Annotated in this window: 15 protein-coding genes and 1 pseudogene; 3 read left to right on the top strand and 13 right to left on the bottom strand. The window is 65.9% G+C overall.

What is annotated here, in order from left to right; translation table 11 throughout:
- The first annotated feature begins 27 nt into the window (after positions 1-27).
- Together A9G05_RS12315 and A9G05_RS12310 are read left to right on the top strand one after the other, a co-directional pair.
- The gene (locus A9G05_RS12315; RefSeq protein ID WP_165666709.1) at positions 28-1,356 is read left to right on the top strand and encodes a D-arabinono-1,4-lactone oxidase; all 1,329 of its coding nucleotides are present in this window, start codon (positions 28-30) and stop codon (positions 1,354-1,356) included.
- Between the two features lie 84 nt (positions 1,357-1,440).
- On the top strand, positions 1,441-2,649 hold the full coding sequence (locus A9G05_RS12310; protein WP_165669528.1) for a DSD1 family PLP-dependent enzyme: 1,209 nt from the start codon (positions 1,441-1,443) through the stop codon (positions 2,647-2,649).
- Positions 2,650-2,767: 118 nt separating this feature from the next.
- Here the strand turns inward: A9G05_RS12310 and A9G05_RS12305 are convergent, their stop codons facing one another.
- Positions 2,768-3,712, bottom strand: coding sequence for a transporter (locus A9G05_RS12305; protein WP_069561255.1), 945 nt, complete (start codon positions 3,710-3,712; stop codon positions 2,768-2,770).
- Positions 3,713-3,955: 243 nt separating this feature from the next.
- Between A9G05_RS12305 and A9G05_RS12300 the strand changes: the two genes are divergently transcribed.
- Entirely contained in the window at positions 3,956-4,996 is a 1,041-nt protein-coding gene (locus tag A9G05_RS12300) for an AraC family transcriptional regulator (protein WP_069561288.1), read from the top strand.
- Between the two features lie 16 nt (positions 4,997-5,012).
- On the opposite strand, the gene A9G05_RS12295 is transcribed toward A9G05_RS12300, so the two are convergent.
- The 12 genes and pseudogenes from A9G05_RS12295 to ggt form a co-directional block, all read right to left on the bottom strand.
- Positions 5,013-7,274: an ATP-dependent DNA helicase gene (locus A9G05_RS12295; RefSeq protein WP_069561254.1), complete on the bottom strand. Its 2,262-nt coding sequence runs from the start codon at positions 7,272-7,274 to the stop codon at positions 5,013-5,015.
- Positions 7,271-8,929, bottom strand: a complete 1,659-nt coding sequence (locus A9G05_RS12290) for a VRR-NUC domain-containing protein (RefSeq protein ID WP_069561253.1) — start codon at positions 8,927-8,929, stop codon at positions 7,271-7,273. Before A9G05_RS12290 ends, A9G05_RS12295 begins: the two co-directional genes overlap by 4 nt.
- A gap of 106 nt (positions 8,930-9,035) precedes the next feature.
- The gene (locus tag A9G05_RS12285) at positions 9,036-9,983 is read right to left on the bottom strand and encodes a hypothetical protein (protein ID WP_069561252.1); all 948 of its coding nucleotides are present in this window, start codon (positions 9,981-9,983) and stop codon (positions 9,036-9,038) included.
- Positions 9,984-10,373: 390 nt separating this feature from the next.
- A complete protein-coding gene (locus A9G05_RS26565) occupies positions 10,374-11,093 on the bottom strand; it encodes an Imm52 family immunity protein (protein ID WP_083272558.1) in 720 nt (239 codons plus the stop codon).
- A 26-nt stretch (positions 11,094-11,119) separates the two neighbouring features.
- Entirely contained in the window at positions 11,120-11,779 is a 660-nt protein-coding gene (locus A9G05_RS26560; protein WP_171902715.1) for a restriction endonuclease fold toxin 5 domain-containing protein, read from the bottom strand.
- 181 nt (positions 11,780-11,960) lie between these two features.
- Positions 11,961-12,326 (bottom strand): hypothetical protein, encoded by a 366-nt coding sequence (locus A9G05_RS12280; protein WP_069561251.1) that lies wholly within the window; start codon positions 12,324-12,326, stop codon positions 11,961-11,963.
- The gene (locus A9G05_RS12275) at positions 12,319-12,882 is read right to left on the bottom strand and encodes a DUF4123 domain-containing protein (protein WP_083272557.1); all 564 of its coding nucleotides are present in this window, start codon (positions 12,880-12,882) and stop codon (positions 12,319-12,321) included. Before A9G05_RS12275 ends, A9G05_RS12280 begins: the two co-directional genes overlap by 8 nt.
- Positions 12,879-13,280, bottom strand: coding sequence for a PAAR domain-containing protein (locus A9G05_RS12270; protein ID WP_069561250.1), 402 nt, complete (start codon positions 13,278-13,280; stop codon positions 12,879-12,881). Before A9G05_RS12270 ends, A9G05_RS12275 begins: the two co-directional genes overlap by 4 nt.
- Entirely contained in the window at positions 13,277-13,933 is a 657-nt protein-coding gene (locus A9G05_RS27235) for a hypothetical protein (RefSeq protein ID WP_069561249.1), read from the bottom strand. The genes A9G05_RS12270 and A9G05_RS27235 overlap by 4 nt, the downstream gene beginning before the upstream one ends.
- A 324-nt stretch (positions 13,934-14,257) precedes the next feature.
- Positions 14,258-15,580, bottom strand: a complete 1,323-nt coding sequence (locus A9G05_RS12260; RefSeq protein ID WP_069561248.1) for a sigma-54 dependent transcriptional regulator — start codon at positions 15,578-15,580, stop codon at positions 14,258-14,260.
- Positions 15,577-17,470, bottom strand: a pseudogene (locus tag A9G05_RS12255) (ATP-binding protein). The gene A9G05_RS12260 and the pseudogene A9G05_RS12255 overlap by 4 nt, the downstream one beginning before the upstream one ends.
- Positions 17,471-17,530: 60 nt before the next feature.
- Positions 17,531-19,204, bottom strand: a complete 1,674-nt coding sequence (ggt, locus tag A9G05_RS12250) for a gamma-glutamyltransferase (RefSeq protein WP_069561246.1) — start codon at positions 19,202-19,204, stop codon at positions 17,531-17,533.
- Positions 19,205-19,266 lie beyond the last annotated feature (62 nt).

Genomic DNA, 19,266 nt, shown 5'->3' with positions numbered 1-19,266 from the left:
GCCGGCGTGGCCGGCGCCTTCACCGCACTGGCCTGCACCCCGGCACTGGCGGAGCTGGCCCGCGCGCCCCGGCTGATCCCCTGGCGCAACTGGTCCGGCGGGCAGAGCTGCCTGCCCCAGGCACGCCTCGCCCCGCAGAGCCTGGACGAGCTGGTCCAGGTCATCCGCCAGGCCGAAGGCAAGGTCCGCCCGGTGGGCTCGGCCCACTCCTTCAGTGCCCTGGTGCCTACCGACGGCACCCTGGTGTCGCTGGCCTACTTCAACGGCCTTCTCGGCCATGACCCGGCCACCCTGCAGGCGGAGTTCGCCGCCGGCACGCCGATGTCCCTCATGGGGCCGGCGCTGCAGGCGGTCGGCCAGGCGCTGCCGAACATGGCCGACATCGATTACCAGACCCTGGCCGGGGCGATCGCCACCTCGACCCACGGCACCGGGGTCGGTTTCGGCTCCTATTCCTCACTGGTCACTGGCCTGCAACTGGTGACCGCCAGTGGCGAGGTGCTGGACTGCGATGCCCAGCACCACCCCGAGGTGTTCAACGCCGCGCGGGTGTCCCTGGGCGCCCTGGGCGTGGCGACGCGGGTGCGCCTGCAGAACCGCGAGGCCTATCGCCTGCGCGAGAAGCAGTGGATCGCCAGCACCGAAGAACTGCTGGAGGACGTGGGAAACCTCACCCGCGACAACCAGCACTGGGAGATGCTGGTGATCACCCATTCCGACTACGCGCTGTCCGTCGCCCTCAACGAGACCACCGACCCGGCCACGCCACCGCTGGACCCGGAGGAGGAGGGCGGCAACGGCTTCGTGAAGATCATCGAGAACCTCGACAAGTACGGCAGCGACTTCCCCGCCGCACGCCGCGCGCTGCTCAACAGCCTGCGCCACATCGCCAGCTTCGACGACCGGGTCGGCGACTCCCACGAGATCTACGCCAATGTACGCAACGTGCGCTTCAACGAGATGGAATACTCGGTGCCCGCCGAGCATGGCCCGGCCTGCCTGCGGGAGATCCTTGCGCTGATCCGCGACAAGGATCTGCGCACCTGGTTCCCCATCGAGTACCGCTACGTGAAGGCCGACGACATTCCCCTGAGCATGTTCGAGGGTCGCGATAGCTGCTCCATCTCCGTGCACCAGCACTACAGCATGGACCACCACAACTTCTTCGCCGCCGTCGAACCGATCTTCTGGAAGTACGCCGGCCGGCCGCACTGGGGCAAGCTGCACACGCTCAACGCGCGCACCCTGCAGGCGCTCTACCCGCGCTGGAAGGAGTTCACCGAGGTGCGCCAGGCGCTGGACCCGAGTGGCAAGTTCCTCAATGCGCACCTGTCCTCGATCCTCGGCGTGGCCTGACAACAAGGAGAAGCCATGAACCGTCGCAGATTCCTCGTCGGCACGGCCGGTGCCGGCGTACTGCTCGCCGGCGTCGGCGCCTGGCTGCGGCCGGCCGACAAGGGCGCCCCGTACAGCGATTACTTCGCCCGCCTGAACCGCGAGCTGAAGGCCCACGGGCCGATGCACCCGGTGATGCTGATCGACCTCGACCGGCTGGACCACAACATCGACGTGGTGATGCAGTCGGTGCGCCGTGCCGGCAAGTCGCTTCGCCTGGTGGAGAAGTCCCTGCCGTCGCCGCAACTGCTGGACTACATCGCCAAGCGTGCCGGCACCCAGCGGCTGATGTCGTTCCACCAGCCCTTCCTCAACCACGACGCCGAGCGCTTCCCCGAGTCGGACATCCTGCTCGGCAAGCCCCTGCCGGTGCGTGCGGCGCAACTGTTCTACGAGGCCCATCGCGGCCCCTTCGACCCGGCCCGGCAACTGCAGTGGCTGCTCGACACGCCCGAGCGACTGGCGCAGTACCTGGCGCTGGCGAAGGCCCTGAACATCCGCATGCGCATCAACATCGAACTGGACGTGGGGCTGCACCGGGGCGGCGTGCAGGACACGGCCGGCCTCGGGCGGATGCTCGACCTGATCGGCGCCAATCCGCAGCACCTGGAGTTCGCCGGCTTCATGGGCTACGACCCCTTCGTCGGCATGGGCGTGCCGGGCATCCTCGGCTCGCCCGAGGCCCTCTTCGCCAAGGTGATGACGCTGTACGACGGCTTCGTCGACTACGCCCGCACCCAACACCCCACGCTGTGGCGCCCGGACCTGACCCTGAACACCGCCGGCAGCCCCAGCTACCGCATGCACGAGCGCGAGCGCACCAGCAGCGAGGTCTCGGTGGGCTCGGCGCTGCTCAAGCCCACCCACTACGACCTGCCGTCCCTGGAGGAACACCAGCCGGCGGCCTACATCGCCACCCCCGTGCTCAAGAGCACCGGCGCGGTGCGCATCCCGGCGCTGGACGGCAAGTCGGCACTGTTCTCCTGGTGGGACCCGAACCAGCGCGAGACCTTCTTCATCTACGGCGGCAACTGGATGGCCGAACCGGAATCGCCCACGGGCCTGCAGTTCAACGGCCTCTACGGGCGCAGCTCCAACCAGGAAATGATCAACGGCTCCCACGCCGTCGGCCTGGGCGTGGATGACCAGGTGTTCCTGCGGCCGACCCAGTCCGAATCCATCCTCCTGCAGTTCGGCGACCTGCTGGCGGTCCGCGATGGGCGTATCGTCGAGCAGTGGCCGGTGTACGGCTGAGCGCGGGGTCAGCCCACTCTGCTTGAAGTGCTTTGCGAGCAGAGCGCGCTCCTGCGGTAGGTGCTAACTGACGAGAGAACCCCAGGCCATTGCCTGGGGTTCTGCGTTCCGGGACGGGTCAGAGGCTGAACGGCAGGTTCACCTTGGCCCAGAACATCTCGCCTTCCGGGCGGTTCTTCACGGCGAACTCCTTGGCCCAGCGCATCTCCACGCTGGCGTACTTGAGGAAGGTCAGGTGCACCGCCGGGCCGATGGCGAAGACCTGCCCGCGCATACCGTCGTCCAGCTCCTCGCCCATGAAGGTCACCGTGCGGCCGAACTGCTTGTCGTCGGTGGTCTGCTTCACGTAGTAGCCGTTCAGGCCCAGGCGCAGGTTATCGGTCACCCGGTAGCTGGTGGAGTAGTCGAAGTGGAACAGTTGGCCGGACTGGTAGTCGGTGTCCGGGTTCTCCTTGTTGAAGCTGTAGGTGGCCTTGACCGACAGCTCGGTGCGCTCGCTGGGCTGCCAGGTGGCCGAGAGCAGCGGCTTGTAGGTGACGAAGTTGTTGCCGGTGTTGGCCAGCCGTGCAGCGTCGTAGCTGCCGGTGGGCAGGGTGATCTCCAGGGCGGCGCCCAGGGTCAGGTCCTTGCCCATGTCCCAGAGGATCAGTGGCGCGATGGTGGTGTCGCCCTGGGCTTCGCGGCGGCTCTCTTGGCCGAACAGCGCCACCTGCTGGCGCATGTAGGGCTGCGCCACGTAGCCACCGACCCGGCCGCCCAGCAGGCGCAGCGGGCTGAGGTAGTCCAGGCGCGGGATGATCGCATCGGAGGTGATCTTCACCCCCGGCACCTTGCCGCCCAGGGAACTGATGTCCAGCTTCTTCGACTCGTAATGGTTGTAGTAGAGGTTGAAGGCGAACATGTGGTCCGGAAGGCTGTTCACGTCCAGCGGCAGGACGTAGAAGCCATCGGTGCCGGGGCCGATGTTGTCGACACCGTTCTCGGTGGCCTGGGCGGTCAGTGGCAGGGCGATGGCGAGGGCGGCTGCAGGGGGAAGCAGCCAAGTGGCACGGTTCGGGTTCATGAGGGTGCTCATTGTTATTGTGTGTGGGCGCCGCCGGAGGGCTCCTCGGGCGGCGCCATAGGAATAAGCGCTGGCGGCCTGGCGGAGCAGGGCATTGCCGGACAGCCAGGGGGCATTCAAGGCCAGGCTGCAATACGCTGTTACAACCCCTCTTGGGGCGATCCCGAACGGGTTATGATGGCCACCCTGCGCGCCTGGCCCCACAACAAGAACCCTCAGGCGACGGATTCGGATGTGCCTGCCATGACCTTCACGCCCCTCGACGCCCAGTACGACCTGGCCCAGGTTTCACCCTTCCTGCTGCAGACCCTGGCAGAGGTGGTGAGCGACCGGGGCATCAGCAGCGAACGCCTGTGCCGTGGCCTGGGCTTCACCCCCGATGACCTCCAGGACCCGGCCCAGCGCATCTCCTACCGCCAGGCGGCAACCCTCATCCAGCGCGCCCTCGCGGCCTTCCCGGAAGGGGGGCTGGGGCTGTGGGTGGGGCACCGCAACGTGCTCGGCACCCTCGGCCTGCTCGGCCACGTGCTGTCGCTGTGCAAGACCCTGCGCGACGCCTTCGAGGTGGGTCTGCGCTTCCAGCACACCGCCGGCAGCATGGCGGTCTACAGCCTGCACGAAGGGGCCGCCGAGAGTTTCGTGGAAGTGGTATGCCGGCTGCCCTACGCCGATGTGCAGGTGTTCGCCGTTGAAGAGTTCTTCGCCAGCCTGATGGTCTACAACCAAGCCCTGGCCAGCGCCGAATTCCAGCCCCTGCGCTTCGAGTTCACCCATGGCGTGCCGCCCTACGTCGAGCAGTACCAGCGCCTGCTGGGGCCGAACCTGCTCTTCGGCTGCCTGCACAACCGCATGGTGTTCGCCAGCCACTGGCTGGACAGGCCGCTGCCCGGCCACCAGCCGGTGGCCCTGCGCCAGGCCCTGCAATTGCTGGAGCTGGAAAGCGCCCAGGTGCAGCAGAAGGCCAGCCTGCTGCAGACCGTGGAGCGCGCCATCGCCCGCGACCTGCCCCACGGCAGCCCCATCGACACCGTGGCCCACGGGCTGAACATGAGTAGCCGGACCCTGCGCCGACGCCTGAGCGAGCACGGCATCACCTTCGAAACCCTGCTGGAACAGGTGCGCCGGGCGCGGGCCATGAGCCTGTTGAGCAACCCCGAAATGCCCATCGAGCGCATCGCCGAAGCGCTCGGCTACAGCGACGTGCGTGGCTTTCGCCGGGCCTTCAAGCGCTGGACCGGGCAGAGCCCGTCGGTGTGCCGTGATGAGGTGATGGCCGCGCAGTGACGCAGTGGCCCGGCGTTCAACCCATCTCCACCCGCCACCAACTGGGCAGCAGCCGGCGGATCTCGGGTTGGGCGAAGCGTTCGTCCATCAGGTGCACCACGCCCCGGTCGCGCTGGGTGCGGATCACCCGGCCGGCGGCCTGCACCACTTTCTGCAGGCCCGGGTAGAGGTAGGTGTAGTCGTAGCCGGCCTGGAAGATCGCGGCCATGCGCTGCTTCAACTGCTCGTTCACCGGGTTCACCTGGGGCAGACCGAGGGTGGCGATGAAGGCGCCGATGAGGCGCTCGCCGGGCAGGTCGATGCCCTCGCCGAAGGCCCCGCCGAGCACGGCGAAGCCGATGCCGCGCCCGCTCTCGGTGAAGCGTTCTAGAAAAGCCAGGCGCTCGGCCTCACCCATGCTCCGCGACTGGCTCCAGGCCGGGATGAAGGGGTGCCGCTCGGCGAACAGCGTGGCCACCTGCTCCAGGTACTGGTAGCTGCTGAAGAACGCCAGGTAATGGCCGGGGCGCTGGTAGAACTGGTCGGCCATCAGCTCGACGATGGGCTCCAGGGACTGCGCCCGGTGCTGGTAGCGGGTGGAGAGGCGCTGGGCCACCCGTACCTGCAGCTGCTCGGCGGTGAAGGGTGATTGCACCTCCAGCCACGGCGTGTTGCCCGGCACCCCCAGCAGGTCGCTGTAGTAGCGGCGCGGGTTGAGGGTGGCGGAGAACAGCACGGTGGAACGACTGGCCTCCAGGCGCGGGCCGATGAAGGGAGCCGGCACCAGGTTGCGCAGGCACAGGGTGGAGTGGCGGTTGCGGCCGCTGCCGCAGGCGTTCAGGTCGAACAGCGAGTGGGTGTCGAAGAGTTCGGCCATGCGGGTGAAGTGCAGGGCATCGAAGTAGAACGTCATCAGCGCCGGGTCCAGCGGCGCGCCGGGCTGGTCCGCCAGGTGGTCGGTGATGGCGGTGACCGCGTTCTGCAGCGCGCCCAGCAGCTTCTGCGGCGGTTCGTCGTAGGCCTGGTAATCCGTCAACTGGGCCTTGTTCAGCTCGCTCCAGCAGCGCTGCACCCGCTCCAGGGGCTTCTTCAGCGGGCCGGGCACGCTGCGGACCAGGGCTTTCAGCGTGCCCTGGCGCAACTCGGCGCTGTACATGGCGCGGGCGCGCTCCACCAGGTTGTGGGCTTCGTCCACCAGCACGCCCACCTGCCACTGGTTGAGCTGGGCAAGGCCGAAGAGCAGGGCGCCGAGGTCGAAGTAGTAGTTGTAATCCCCCACCACGACGTCGCTCCAGCGCGCCATCTCCTGGCCCAGGTAATAGGGACAGACGCCGTGGGCCAGGGCCACCTCGCGCAGGGCGGCGCGGTCCAGCCAGCGCCGTTCCGCAGCCGCCTCGCGGGCCGCCGGCAGGCGGTCGTAGAAACCCCGTGCCAGGGGGCAGGCGTCGCCGTGGCAGGCGCTGCCGGGGTGTTCGCAGGCCTTGTCGCGGGCGGTCAGCTCCAGCACCCGCACGGGCCACCCGTCCACGCTGTCGCGCAGGGTCGCCAGGCTGTGCAGGGCCAGTTGCCGGCCGGGTGTCTTGGCGGCGAGGAAGAACAGGCGCTCCAGGCGCCCGCCGCCCAGGGCCTTGAGCTGGGGGAACAGGGTGGCCAGGGTCTTGCCGATGCCGGTGGGCGCCTGGGCCATCAGGCAGCAGCCGGTGCTGGCGGCCTTGTACACCGCCTCGGCCAGTTCCCGCTGGCCGGGGCGGAAGCTGGCATGGGGAAAGCGCAGGGCCTGCAGGGCACCGTCCCGCCGGGCCTGGTGGGCCAGCTCCTGCTCGGCCCAGGCGAGGAAGGCCTGGCACTGGGCCTCGAAGAAGGCCCGCAGTTCGGCGGCGCTGGCGCGGGTGGTGAAGAGGGTCTCCTTCTGGCTGGCGACATCGAGGTAGACCAGTGCCAGCTCCACCTCGTCCAGCCCGCGTTCGGCGCACAGCAGCCAGCCGTAGACGCGCACCTGGGCCCAGTGCAGGTGACGGTGATTGTCGGGCTGGCGGGCCAGGTCACCGCGGTGGGTCTTCACCTCTTCCAGACGGTTGCCTGCCGGGTCGTAGCCGTCGGCGCGACCGCGCACCTGCAGCGGGCCGAACGCGCCGGCCAGGGGCACTTCGCGCTGGTAGCCGTCGCCCCGCCGGGCCGCCACCAGGGCGTGGCCGGCGATGCCTTCCTGGGCCGTGGGAGAGGGGGTAAAGCGCAGGTCGAGGTCGCCGCGCTTGGCGGTGAATTCGCACAGGGCCCGCACCGCCACGCGGTAGGTCATGCCGGGAGGGCCTCGGTGTCGGCCCATTGCACGTAGCACACGCTCACCGGCATACCGTGCTCGGCGCAGAAGTCCAGCCAGCGCAACTGGTTGTCCTGCAGGCGGTCGCCGGGTCCCTTCACTTCGATCATCTGGTAGCGCCCCTGGCCGGGCCAGAAGCGGATCAGGTCCGGCAGCCCGGCGCGGTTGGCCTTGATGTTCTGCAGCAGGCGGCGGAACCAGTGCTTCAGGTGGTCGGCTGGCAGGCAATGCAGGGCCTGCTCCAGCAGGGTTTCGTCCAGCACGCCCCAGTAGACGAAGGGCGATTGCAGGCCGTGCTTGGTGCGGTAGGTGTGGCGCATGGCGTCACGCCAGCTGCCGTCGTCCAGCCGGGCCAGGCAGGCGGCGAAGTGCTCGGCGCGGCGGGCGTGGAAGTCCGGGGCCAGCAGGTCGGCCGGGCCGGCATGGAAGGGGTGGAAGAAGGCCCCGGGCAGCGGGTGGAAGATGGCCTCCCAGCACAGCAGGCCGAACAGCGAGTTGATCAGCGTGTTCTCGACGTAGTGCACCGGCCCGTCGTCGTCGCTGAGGTGGGCCAGCACGCTGTGCTCCACCGAGACGAATGGCTCGGGGCGCGGCAGGTGCAGGTCCAGCCGCTGGACCGGTGCCGGCTTGCGGGCGCCGGCGCGGGGCAGGCCGAGCTTGCGCTGCAGGCGCGGGAGGATGCGCGCCAGGTGCTGGCGCTCTTCCTCGTCGCCGGGGGCGTCGGCCATGGCCAGGGCGAGCGCGTGGGCCTGCTCGAAGGCTTCCAGACGCTCCAGCACCCGCAACTGGCGGATGCGTGCGCCGGGCCAGGGGCAGTCGCGGTAGACGGCCAGGGCCAGGTCCAGCTCGCCAAGGCGTTCGCAGTGCTGGCCGAGCTGGAACAGCAGCCGCGCGCGCCGGCCTTGCAGCCAGGGGTTGTCGTTGGCCGGGGGGATGTCCGCCAGCAGCGTGGCCGGACAGGCGTCGCCGGCTTCCAGCCGCTCGCGGCACTGGTGCAGGTGCAGGTACAGGTCCACGTCGTCGCGGTGGCGGAAGCCGCGGGCATCGGCTTCCAGCGCCACCTGCTCGTACTGGTGGATGCCCAGGTCGGCGAGCACAAACTCGGACCAGTCCTGGGTCAGGTTGCCGAAGAACATCAGCCGCAGCCGGTCGCACAGGGGCATCAGGCGCAGCGCGTAGACGCGGTCGTCCAGCGCCGGGCACCAGGCGTCGAAGGGGCGCAGCTCGGGGTACAGGGGTTGCAGCCGCGCCAGTTGCTCGGCCTTGCGTGCGTCACCCCGGCCCAACTCGGCGCCGAAGCAGGTGGCGATCTCCGGTTTGCGCAGCAGGGCGAAGAGCTGCTCCAGGTCCAGCGCGGGCGCTGCATCCACCCAGCCCAGCGCCAGCAGCGGGCGCGCCGCTTCGCGGGTGGGGCCGATCTCGGCGTACACCAGCTTGCTCTCGCGAAAGCGCTCGCCCTTGCGCATCACCATGCGCACCAGCAGCGCCTGGGCTTCGCGCGGCAGCCCGGCGAAGGCGGCGAGGAAGGTGCGCTCCTCGTCCAGCAGCAGGTCGTCGTAGCGCGAGCCGATCCAGTCGAGCACGGTGCGGAAGTTGTTCAGGTAATAGAACGGGTCGTCGAGGGCGCTGGGCATGGCGGAACAGGGTGGGCGAATGGCTGGCTGTTTATACAGCTATCCGCGCCGGCGCCCAACCGGATTTCGATCAGTGGGGTGGCCCGTGCCGCCACCCCGCCGTGCCTCAGTAGAAGACCACCGAAGCCAGCCGATCCAGCGAGTCGCCCAGCTTGTAGCTGAAGGGGCGGCCAAGGGCGCCGGCCAGGTGCTCGCATTTCACCGCCAGGTCGGTGTGGGAATGGAAATCCACCTGGGCGTTCTCGTGATTGACGGTGCCGACGGGGCCGATGATGAACTCGAACTGCTTCAGGCCGCGTTTGTTGCGGAAGGGGGTCGAGCGGTCGGTAATGGCCGAGGTGACCTGCACCTTCTGCTGGCTCACCAGGGCCTGCAGGTCCGGGTCGGCGAAACGCAGTTCCACCGGGATCTCGTCGTAGGAGTAAGCGCTGGCGAGGTCCTTCACCATCAGGGTGCGGTAGGGGCCTTCCTCTTCCGGCACCTTCATGCCGATGAAGGGCAGGGCGGGTTCGAACTGCGCGGTGACGTTGCACATCACCTCGCTCTGCATGTTCAGCGAGCCCTTCAGGACTGCTTTGAGCAGGTCGGTCATGCCGAACGCCACGCTGAGGGACACCGCGTCGAGGGTGAAGTGGGCGTCGTACTCGCGGGGTAGTTCGAGGGCTTTTTCCCGTGCGCGGGGGAGGCTCGGGGGCATGTCGTCGGGGTGCAGGGTCAGGTGCATGTCCAGCGGTGCTTGGCGGGCATCGACGATGGCCTTGAGGGCGGCCTGCAGGGCGGTCTTCTGGGCCGGTTCCAGGCCGCCGAAGATCGGTTCGCTGAGCACCAGCTCCGTGCCCAGGCTGTTCTTGATGCGTGGGGTGATGCGGGTCGGGTCGATGCCTTGTGCCTGCATCAGCGCCTCCAGCTGCTCGCGGTAGACCGGCAGGAGCTCGTCGCCGAACGGGGCCTTGCGCACCGAGCGCTCGAAGGTGAGGGTGGCGAAATCACTGTCGCAGCCACCCAGCAGGAGCGTGGTGGCGAGCAGGGGCAGGGCGAGTATCCGTGCGGTCATCGTGCGTCCTTGTCTGTCGAGGGGCGGCATTGGACCACAAAACGGTTCGGCCCTGCCGCCATCGGGTTCACACCCGACCCGCCCGGCGGATTCAGAGACCGTATTTCTTGACCTTGTCGAACAGGGTGGTCTTGGCCATGCCGAGGCTGAGGGCGGCCTGGCTGATGAGGTTGCGCCCGAAGACTTCCACATCAGCCTTTTCGTCCAGAAAGTAGCAGCGGGATCTATTGAAAAGTCCTACCAGATTCCTCCACAGCCATTCGTGGGGATAAGGGAAATTGGCTACCCAATACCGATAACGTGCTGATTGCGCAGGTATGGCCGCCAGAATGAGTGGCAGGCTATACCAGAGCGGCGGGCGATCTCTGCGCTGAATTAGATCGAAGGCTTTTAAGTATTAAACATTGGCAAGTAACCCAACTCGACTAGTTTTGTATCAATGTCCCCGAGCCGCTCGTAGTGAGCCTTGTTTTTTTCGTCCATGACATCAGGACAGGACACTACGATGGTGCCTCGTTCAGGAATAGGGATAAGCGCTTCTGCTTCAGGGAGCATTTCTTTCGTTAAGGTGTGCGGGCAATAGCCAATCCAGCCGATGGTTTCCCGATCCTTGAACACCTGGCCCGATCGGTAGTATGTGTCAGGAGCAATGGTTATCCAGTCAATCTCGGGCCATATATTCACTGCTAGGGTGATTATTTTTAATAAAACCGAATAGGCGTCCGGTAATGCGGCAAGTAGTGTACCTGCATCCTCAAAGCGCATGGCTGATACGCTATTTAGGTTGTGTGCGCTGTAACTAAAGGCCAGTCCGCCCTTGAGAATATCTTCCTCACCATTCCAGACGGAAAATCGTAGTTCATCAGGATACTCTGGATCATAATTTTCTTGAATTTCTTCTATCAAGAAATTTGAATTAAGAATGATATTTCTTGTAAGGGCATCCTGAAGACTGTCACCCTTTAAATACCAATTGCTCATGAGAGGGGATATATCGCCAAGCGCTTGCAGAAAATCTAAGCTTCTTTCAATTTGTATGCTGTGGGGGACGTTGATGATTTTTTTCTTATTAAAGCGGAGGACGAAAACAAAGCGTCTGTAGTTAAACATGTATTCCTCACAAACTCTCTGTGTGTTTATGCAATCAGGTCTGGGTTGTTTTTTATGTACTCGTTCCAGTGCCTCTCTTCTTCTTCTCTCAATTTTTCATACTCCTGATAATCTTCGCTTCCGGGCATGGGGTTCCAAAATGTCTTAATGTTTGCAAGACCTAGCTCCGTAAATTGCTTGGTGCAGTATTCATATACATTTTTCTGTAAAAAATGCCACTCCACCCAAACAGGCGGAGTGGGCTGCGCTTTTTTTGAGTGTCTCTCGGCGGGTATCAACAGTTTTTTCTCAACACCTGACCATAGGCGAGGGGTATTGAGGATAGGAATAAACATAAACGCATAATTCGCCTTCGCTTCCAGCAAGGTGCAGCGACTTTTATCGAAACCATCCCACCAGGTTCCGCTCCATAACCATTCATGGGGATAGGGGAAGTTGGTGACCCAATGCTGATAGCGCGCTGACAGGTCAGACATGGTGTGCCCTTTGCCGTCATTGGCGATGGCCATCATGCCCTGTTCGGGCGGGCATTCGAGGCAATCTTGATCGTCCGATTTGCAGACCTCCTCTTTTTCTCGGGTTTGTGTGCGGGTCATGGGGGGCGCATCGGTGTGTTGTTGTGTTTTGGGCTGCACCTGCGGTTGCGGCATCGGTCTGGGGGCAGGCTGGGTAGAGGGTGCAGGCATGGGGGCTGGTCTGGGTGGCGGTATCGGCAGCCTACTGGGGGGGACCTCCAGTGCCTCTATCGGCACTCGGGGGCCGCCACTCCTGGGGAGAACAGGAGGACCACGAAATGCCAATTTGCCAGCATTCCCTGTTCCAGCAGAGGGTTTGAAGGGGTTGCTCATGTTCGGTCATTCCCTGTTGTTACTGGTCAGTAGGCCATTGGTCCAAGGCACGCAGGAACTGCATAACGCTGTCGTAGTCACGAAAACGCTGTTCGGGGCTGTCTTCGACGGCTCTCTGCATCCACTTGATGAACGGCGCGCTCTTCTGGAAATCAGGTGTCCACAGGCTATAGCGCAGGAACCGTTCGACCTGGTCGGGGTCTCGGATGCCAAGGCGCCAGGCATCTTCGCGCTGTTCTCTGAGGTAGAGGTAGGCGGGCCGTTCACCCATCTCTTCGAGCCAGGCGGGGTCATGCCTGCGGATTTCAAGCAGCAGTTTTTCGATGACTTCGTCTTCGCGTGCCTTTTCCAGGTGTTCGAGTTGCTCGGGTGTGAGTTCAAGCATCGGCCACCTCTGCGGTTTGGGGCGGGACGAAGGTCAGGTATTCGTTTCTCAGGGGCTGCCAGATCTGCCAGTAAGCGATGGGGCCCATCAGTTCGGCGTGCTGGTCTTTGCTGAGTACGCTATCCAGGGCACGCCGGACCTTCGGGTCGTAGTAGCGGAGCAAGGCTCTTCGGCCGTCCGGCAAACGTGTGAACAGGTGTTTGCGCAGGTGTTCGGCGAGGGGCTCGAAGGGTTGCATGCTCCACAGCCAGGACAGCAGTGGGGAGGCGATGTCGCGCTGTATCAACCACTCCAGCAGTGGGCTGCCCTGCGCATCGCTGTCCTCGAAGGCGACCAAGGCTGGACCGGCCTGCTTGAGGCCATCCAGCTCTGTACCTTCGAGCAGCCACTGCCATTGATGGACATCCTTTGCTTGAGCGAGCCGATTACCCAGGGTCGTATAGGTTGCGCCATCGATCAGGGCGAAATGCCGGAGCTGCGGATTCTGAAACCGGTAGTGCTGTATTGCCTCGTAGATGCGCTGGGTTTGGCGGCTGCTTTGCGTGGCCGGGCTCATGGGGCGGCCCCCAATTTGGCCAGGGGGACGAAGGCGGCGTTGCGCTTTGCTGCCAGCAACAAGCACGGCAGGCACAGGGTCGGGGTGTTGATCACGGATGGGGTGAACGCTGCACCACCGCCCGTCATTCCGATGATGACGGTACCGGAGCCGCCGATCACGATGTTCCCGTGGCTCCCGACCGTTCCGACGGTGGTCGCCGGCAAGCCGTTAATCAGCACATTGGGGATCACATTGCCCACCAAGGCACCACCACAGGCGGTGCTGTCAGTTTGTCGGGCTGCGCTCATACCATCGAAGAGGACATCCGGTGAGCCGCTGACAATGGGGTTGACGCCGTGTCCTGGTATTGGACAGGCGGCAGGGTCTCCCACTCGTGCGGCAGGTTTTCCGCTCATGACAAGGTTCCTTGAGGTGGTGTTTGGGTGCGTAAGGCGCGCGCGTCGTTGTTGGTACTTGCAAAGCACCAGCGGCATTCGACGGCGTCGAACAAGGCGATCTGGGAGAGGGGTTCGTGGCCGGAAAGGCGAGGTGGCATGGCCCTCAGGGCTTCGTTTGCCTGCCAGCGTATTTCTGATGCGCTGGCGTCATCCCATTCATTGAGCTGGGCGTTGTAGTTACGTAGCCCTGCTTGCTCATAGCAGGTCTGTAGTAATTGGGTGAGTTCCTGTCCCCAACTCAGGTAGTGCGCGGCTGTCCACTTACCGATATGTACTTGCGCGAGCCGCCCCACGGGTACAAACCACTCATTCATTTCAAGCAGGTTGTATTGATGTGCTGCGAATCCGTAACAGATGTGCAGCCTCAACCAGCCCTGATGTGCCCGAAGGTAGGCATTGGGGTCAAAGCACTGTGAGAGCAAACGTGCGTGATAGCCCTGCGCGCCGCAGGCGTTTAAGACAATTTCGGCGTCCAGGCGTGAGACGAACGCGCGAATTGCGCTGTGGCCACTGTCGTCGTGGGTGACCAGTAGATCGTTAGCCGAATCATTCAGGTCATCGCTGAACAGGCCATAGAGCCGTATAGACGATGTGAAGGTTGGACCATGCATCCCTGACTCCTGTACGCGCTCCTGAGGCAGCAGCGACGTTCCCTTTTCAATCAGGGGTTGGAGTGTGTGAGGCCGGCCACAGCCCTGTCACCGTCGCGGGAGACCGCTTTGCTGTGCGCTATTTCAGAAGGCAGGGGTTGAAACGGGGTAAGCGTTTTTCCTTGGGAGTCATCGCACCAGTATTGACTTGAGCATGGTGTAGGGCTCGATGGTGGCGTGGTCGAGCCTCGACTCTTCCGGCCGTTGCAGCGCCTGGGCTTCGCGCGGCATTCAGGGGGGGAGGCCGGGTTCCCGGACTGAAGTCCGGGCTACGGGGCAAGGTGCTCAGAGGCCGTATTTCTTGACCTTGTCGAACAGGGTGGTCTTGGCCATGCCGAGGCTGAGGGCGGCCTGGCTGATGTTGCCGGCGTGGCGCTCCAGGGCCTGGCCGATGAGGTTGCGCTCGAAGACTTCCACCGCTTCGGCGAAGGACGGGGCGTTGCCGTCGGGGGCCTGGCCGCTCTTCTTCAGCGCCGGCAGGCCGAGGGCGTAGCGCTCGGCGACGTTGCGCAGCTCGCGCACGTTGCCCGGCCAGTCGTGGGCCATGAGGCTGGAGGCGGTGGCGTTGTCCAGGGTCGGCGCGGGGCGGTCGAAGCGCAGGGAGGCGAGCTGCAGGAAGTGCTCGAAGAGCATGAGGATGTCTTCGCGCCGTTCGCGCAGGGGCGGCAGTTCCAGGGTCACCACGTTGAGGCGGTAGTACAGGTCGCTGCGGAAGGTGCCGGCCTTGCCGGCGTCGTCCAGGTCGGTCTTGGTGGCGGCGATCACCCGGCAGTCCACCGGGATCGGCTGGTTCGAGCCGAGGCGCTCCAGGGTCTGCTCCTGCAGCACGCGGAGGAACTTGATCTGCAGGTTGATGGGCATGCTCTCGATCTCGTCGAGGAACAGGGTGCCCTTGTTGGCGTGCTCGATCTTGCCGATGCGGCGCTTGCCGGCGCCGGTGAAGGCGTGGGCCTCGTGGCCGAATATCTCGCTGTCGAACAGGTTCTCCGGCAGGCCGCCGCAGTTGAGGGCGACGAACTCGTGGTCGCGGCGGCGGCTGGAGTCGTGCAGGCAGCGGGCGACCAGCTCCTTGCCGGTGCCGGTCTCGCCTTCGATCAGCACGTTGGCGGCGGTGTCGGCGACGTTGGCGATCAGCTCGCGCAGGGCCTGGATCGCCGGGGAGCGGCCGATGATGCGCTGCTCCAGGGACTGGCGCCCGGCCAGTTGGCGACGCAGGGCGCTGACCTCGCGGTCGAGGCTGCGTTTCTCCAGGGCGCGGCGGGCGACCTCCACCAGGCGTTCGGGGGAGAAGGGCTTCTCCATGAAGTCGTAGGCGCCGTCGCGCATGGCGTTGACCGCCATGCTGATGTCGCCGTGGCCGGTGATCAGCACCACCGGCAGGCTGCGGTCGCGGGCCTTGAGGCGGCTGAGCAGTTCCAGGCCGTCGATGCCCGGCAGGCGGATGTCGGTGATGACGATGCCGGCGAAGTCGGCGCCGATCTGGGCCAGCGCTTCCTCGGCACTGCCGACGCCGATACAGGGGATGTCCTCGAGGATCAGCGCCTGCTGGCAGCCCAGCAGCACATGGGGGTCGTCTTCGACGATGAGGACGGTGAGGGGCTCGGTCATGTCGGGGTCCTCGGCGCGGGCTCGCGGTGAGCGGCGTAGGGCAGGAGCAGTTCGAAGGCGGTGCCGCCGGCTTCCGGGTGGCGCACGCCGAGGCTGCCGCCGGCGGCGGTGGCCAGGCTGGCGGAGAGGGTCAGCCCCAGGCCGAGGCCGTGCTCGCCGGGCTTGGTGGTGAAGAAGGGCTCGAACAGGTGCACGCGGGCGTCGGGGGCGATGCCGGGGCCGTTGTCGCGCACTTCCAGCCGGTAGCGGCCCTGTTCGTCGCGGCCTTCCAGCCAGATCTGGCCGTCGTCGTGGCCGGCGAGTGCGTCCAGGGCGTTGGCGATGAGGTTGACCAGGATCTGCTCCAGGCGCGTCTGGTCGATGGCCAGTTCGGCTTCGGCACAGGTGCGGTGCAGGGTGATGGGGCTCTTCTCCAGGCGGGTGTGGAGGATGAACAGGGCGGCGTCCACGGCCTTGCCGAGGGAGGCCTGGCCATGGTCGTCGGCGCGCCGGGCGAAGGCGCGCAGGCTGGCGGTGATGCGGCCCATGCGGTCCACCAGTTCGTTGATGGCGGTGAGGTTGGTGCTGGCCACGTCGAGGGCGCCCCTGGCGAGGAAGCGCACGGTGTTGCCGGAGAGGGTGCGCAGGGCGGCGAGGGGCTGGTTGAGTTCGTGGGCGATGCTTGTGGACATCTGCCCGATGACCGCCAGCTTGCCGGCCTGCACCAGGCCGTCCTGGGCCTTGCGCAGGTTTTCCTCGGTCTGCTTGCGCTCGCGGATCTCGTCCATCAGGCGCTGGTTGCTGGCGATGAGGTCCTGGGTGCGCTCGCCGATCTTGCGTTCCAGTTCGTTGTTGGCGGCGAGCAGGGCTTCGCGGGCGGCGAGGCGGGTGGCGAGGACCTTGCGCCGTTCGTTCCAGGCGATGCCGAGGAAGGCCAGCAGGGCCAGCCCGGCGGCGGCGAGCAGGCCGTGGATCACCGCTTCGCGGCGCAGGTCGGCCAGGGGCGAGAGCAGGGTGAAGTGCCAGCGGGTGTCGTTGAGGAGGCGTGCCTGCGAGAGGTAGGCGACGCTGCCGGTGCCTGCGCCGTTGGGGAAGCTGATGATCTCCAGGCCCTCGCCCAGGTCCTGGCGGGCGCTGGGCTGCCATTCGTCGAGGGCTGACCAGTGGTATTGCAGGCTGCGGGCCAGGCGTTCCCGGTCGTCGGCGGACAGCGGGCGGACCGCCTTCATGCGCAGGGCCGGGTCGCTGGAGAGGATGATGATGCCGTTCTCGTCGCTGACGAAGGCGTGCAGGCGGGCCTTTTCCCAGCGCTCCTGCAGGGCCTCCAGCTTCACCTTGACCACGGCGACGCCGATGATCCGCTGCTGGTAGCGCAGGCCGTGGGCCAGGTAGTAGCCGGCCTCGCCGGTGGTGCTGCCGATGCCGTAGAAGCGGCCCGGCAGGCCCTTCATGGCGTCCTGGTAGTAGGCGCGAAAGGCCAGGTCTTCACCGAGAAAGCTGTCGGCATCGCGCCAGTTGCTGGTGGCCAGCACGCGGCCTTCGGTGTCGAGCAGGAAGGTGGCGCGGCTGCCGCTGCGGCGGTTGAGCCCTTCGAGGTAGTCGTTGACCAGGTTGCGCCGGTAGGGCGTGGGGTTGAGCAGCAGGTGGCTGACGCTGGACTCCAGCTCCAGCAGGCTGGGCAGGTAGGTGTAGCGGTTGATCTCGCTCTCCACCGCGCGGGCGTGGAGTTCCAGTTGGCGTTCGCCGTTGCTGGCCAGGGCGCGGATGCCGGCCTGTTCGCTGAGGTGATAGACCACCCAGCCGGCGCCCAGCATGGCCAGGAGCAGCAGGAGGGTCAGCGAGAGGTGGCGGAGCAGGCGCGGCTTCACGGTGAGGGCGGGCGGGACGGCACGGAGGCTGGTGGTGGGGCATTGCATCATAGTCATCCGGGCCGTGCCAGCCCGCCGCCCGGTTGGCGGCGGGCTGCCTGGGTCAGTGTTTCACCACCCGGCCGACACCACGGCCGCGGGGGTCGGAAGCGGTTTCCAGGGTACTGCCCTCGACGCGGATGGCCTGGATGTCGCCCATGTTCCAGCCCTGGTCCTCCAGGGTGTAGCCCATGGCTTTGAGCTGCTCGGCCACCGGGCCGGTGAGCGGGGCGTGGGCGTCGTAGTAGATCGTGTCCTTGGGCAGCAACTGGTGATGCACGCGCTGGGCGGCCACGGCCTTCTCCAAGGGCAGCTTGAAGTCGTAGACGTTGTTCAGCACCTGGAAGATCGAGGTGAAGATGCGCGAGCCGCCAGGGGTGCCGAGCACCAGGCTGACCTTGCCGTCGCGGGTGACGATGCTCGGGCTCATGGAGGAGAGCATGCGCTTGCCGGGTTCGATGGCGTTGGCGTCGCTGCCGACCACGCCAAAGGCGTTGGCCACGCCGGGCTTGGCGCTGAAATCGTCCATCTCGTCGTTGAGCAGGAAGCCGGCGCCCTTGACCACCACGCCGCTGCCGAAGTCCCAGTTGAGGGTGTAGGTGTTGCTGACGGCGTTGCCCTGGGCATCGACGATGGAGAAGTGGGTGGTCTGGTGCGGTTCCAGGCCGGGGCGGACCTTCTCGGTGGCGGAGATGGCGCTGGGGTTCACCTCGCGGGCGCGCTGGGCGATGTAGGTCGGGTCGGTCAGTTGCTGCACCGGCACCTTGGAGAAGTCCGGGTCGCCCAGGTAGTCGGCGCGGTCGGCGAACACGCGCTTCTCGATCTCGGCGAGCAGGTGGATGTAGCGCGCGGAGTTCAGCTCGACGCCCTTGAAGTCGGCGGCGCGGGCTTCCTTGATGCCGATCAGTTGGGCCAGGGCGATGCCGCCGGAGCTGGGCAGCGGGGCGGTGTAGAGGGTGTTGCCCTGCCAGTCGATGCGCATGGGCTCGCGCCACTTGGCGCGGTAGCCGGCCAGGTCTTCGGCGCTGATCAGGCCGTTGTCCTGTTTCATCTGGGCGACCAGCAGCTGGGCGGTCTTGCCCTTGTAGAACTCGTCCGGGCCGTTGGCGGCGATGCGTTCTAGGGTGCTGGCCAGCTCCGGCTGCTTGAAGGTCTGGCCGGGCTTGAGGGTGCCGAAGTAGTCGTTGAAGTTGGTCTTGCCGTTGAACAGGGCGAGGGCGTCCTCGCGGTACTGGTACTGCTGCTGGGCGACCTTGAAGCCGTTGCGGGCGTAGCCGATGGCGGGGGTGATCAGCTCGCTCCAGGGCTTGCTGCCGAAGCGCTGGTGGGCCTCCCACAGTCCCATCACGGTGCCCGGTACGCCGGCGGCACGGGCGCCGACCAGGCTGAGGTTCTCGATCACTTCGCCCTTGTCGTCCAGGTACATGGTCTTGCTGGCGGCCTTGGGGGCGATCTCGCGGTAGTCGAGGAAGTAGGGCTTGCCGTCCATGTACAGCGTCATGAAGCCGCCGCCGCCGATGTTGCCGGCCTCGGGGTAGGTGACGGCGAGGGTGAAGGCGGTGGCGACGGCGGCGTCCACGGCGTTGCCGCCGGCTTTGAGGACGTCGGCAGCAACCTGGGCGCCGTAGCTGTCCGGTGCGGCGACGGCGCCGCCTTCAAGGGGTGCGGCGAGGACGCTGCCGTGGGCGGCGGCCAGGAGCAGGCCGAGGGCGAGGGGGCTGAGGCGCTTCGAGTGCATGACGGGTTCCCTGTTGTTGTTGTGAAGAGGGGAAGGCCCCCGGCAGGCCGGGGGCGTTGGGG

Source organism: Pseudomonas sp. ENNP23 (assembly GCF_001728945.1).
Taxonomy (GTDB): domain Bacteria; phylum Pseudomonadota; class Gammaproteobacteria; order Pseudomonadales; family Pseudomonadaceae; genus Metapseudomonas; species Metapseudomonas otitidis.
Note: the sequence above shows the minus strand (reverse complement) of the source record. Positions and strands in the feature narration are given on the sequence as shown.

Excerpts from the sequence above, each read along its gene's own strand:
- ggt (WP_069561246.1), bottom strand. The coding sequence starts at position 19,204 with ATGCACTCGAAGCGCCTCAGCCCCCTCGCCCTCGGCCTGCTCCTGGCC.
- A9G05_RS12295 (WP_069561254.1), bottom strand. The coding sequence starts at position 7,274 with ATGACCTACCGCGTGGCGGTGCGGGCCCTGTGCGAATTCACCGCCAAG.
- A9G05_RS12305 (WP_069561255.1), bottom strand. The coding sequence starts at position 3,712 with ATGAACCCGAACCGTGCCACTTGGCTGCTTCCCCCTGCAGCCGCCCTC.
- A9G05_RS27235 (WP_069561249.1), bottom strand. The coding sequence starts at position 13,933 with ATGCATGGTCCAACCTTCACATCGTCTATACGGCTCTATGGCCTGTTC.
- A9G05_RS12270 (WP_069561250.1), bottom strand. The coding sequence starts at position 13,280 with ATGAGCGGAAAACCTGCCGCACGAGTGGGAGACCCTGCCGCCTGTCCA.
- A9G05_RS12290 (WP_069561253.1), bottom strand. The coding sequence starts at position 8,929 with ATGCCCAGCGCCCTCGACGACCCGTTCTATTACCTGAACAACTTCCGC.
- A9G05_RS12300 (WP_069561288.1), top strand. The coding sequence starts at position 3,956 with ATGACCTTCACGCCCCTCGACGCCCAGTACGACCTGGCCCAGGTTTCA.
- A9G05_RS26560 (WP_171902715.1), bottom strand. The coding sequence starts at position 11,779 with ATGCCTGCACCCTCTACCCAGCCTGCCCCCAGACCGATGCCGCAACCG.
- A9G05_RS26565 (WP_083272558.1), bottom strand. The coding sequence starts at position 11,093 with ATGTTTAACTACAGACGCTTTGTTTTCGTCCTCCGCTTTAATAAGAAA.
- A9G05_RS12275 (WP_083272557.1), bottom strand. The coding sequence starts at position 12,882 with ATGAGCCCGGCCACGCAAAGCAGCCGCCAAACCCAGCGCATCTACGAG.
- A9G05_RS12280 (WP_069561251.1), bottom strand. The coding sequence starts at position 12,326 with ATGCTTGAACTCACACCCGAGCAACTCGAACACCTGGAAAAGGCACGC.
- A9G05_RS12285 (WP_069561252.1), bottom strand. The coding sequence starts at position 9,983 with ATGACCGCACGGATACTCGCCCTGCCCCTGCTCGCCACCACGCTCCTG.
- A9G05_RS12260 (WP_069561248.1), bottom strand. The coding sequence starts at position 15,580 with ATGACCGAGCCCCTCACCGTCCTCATCGTCGAAGACGACCCCCATGTG.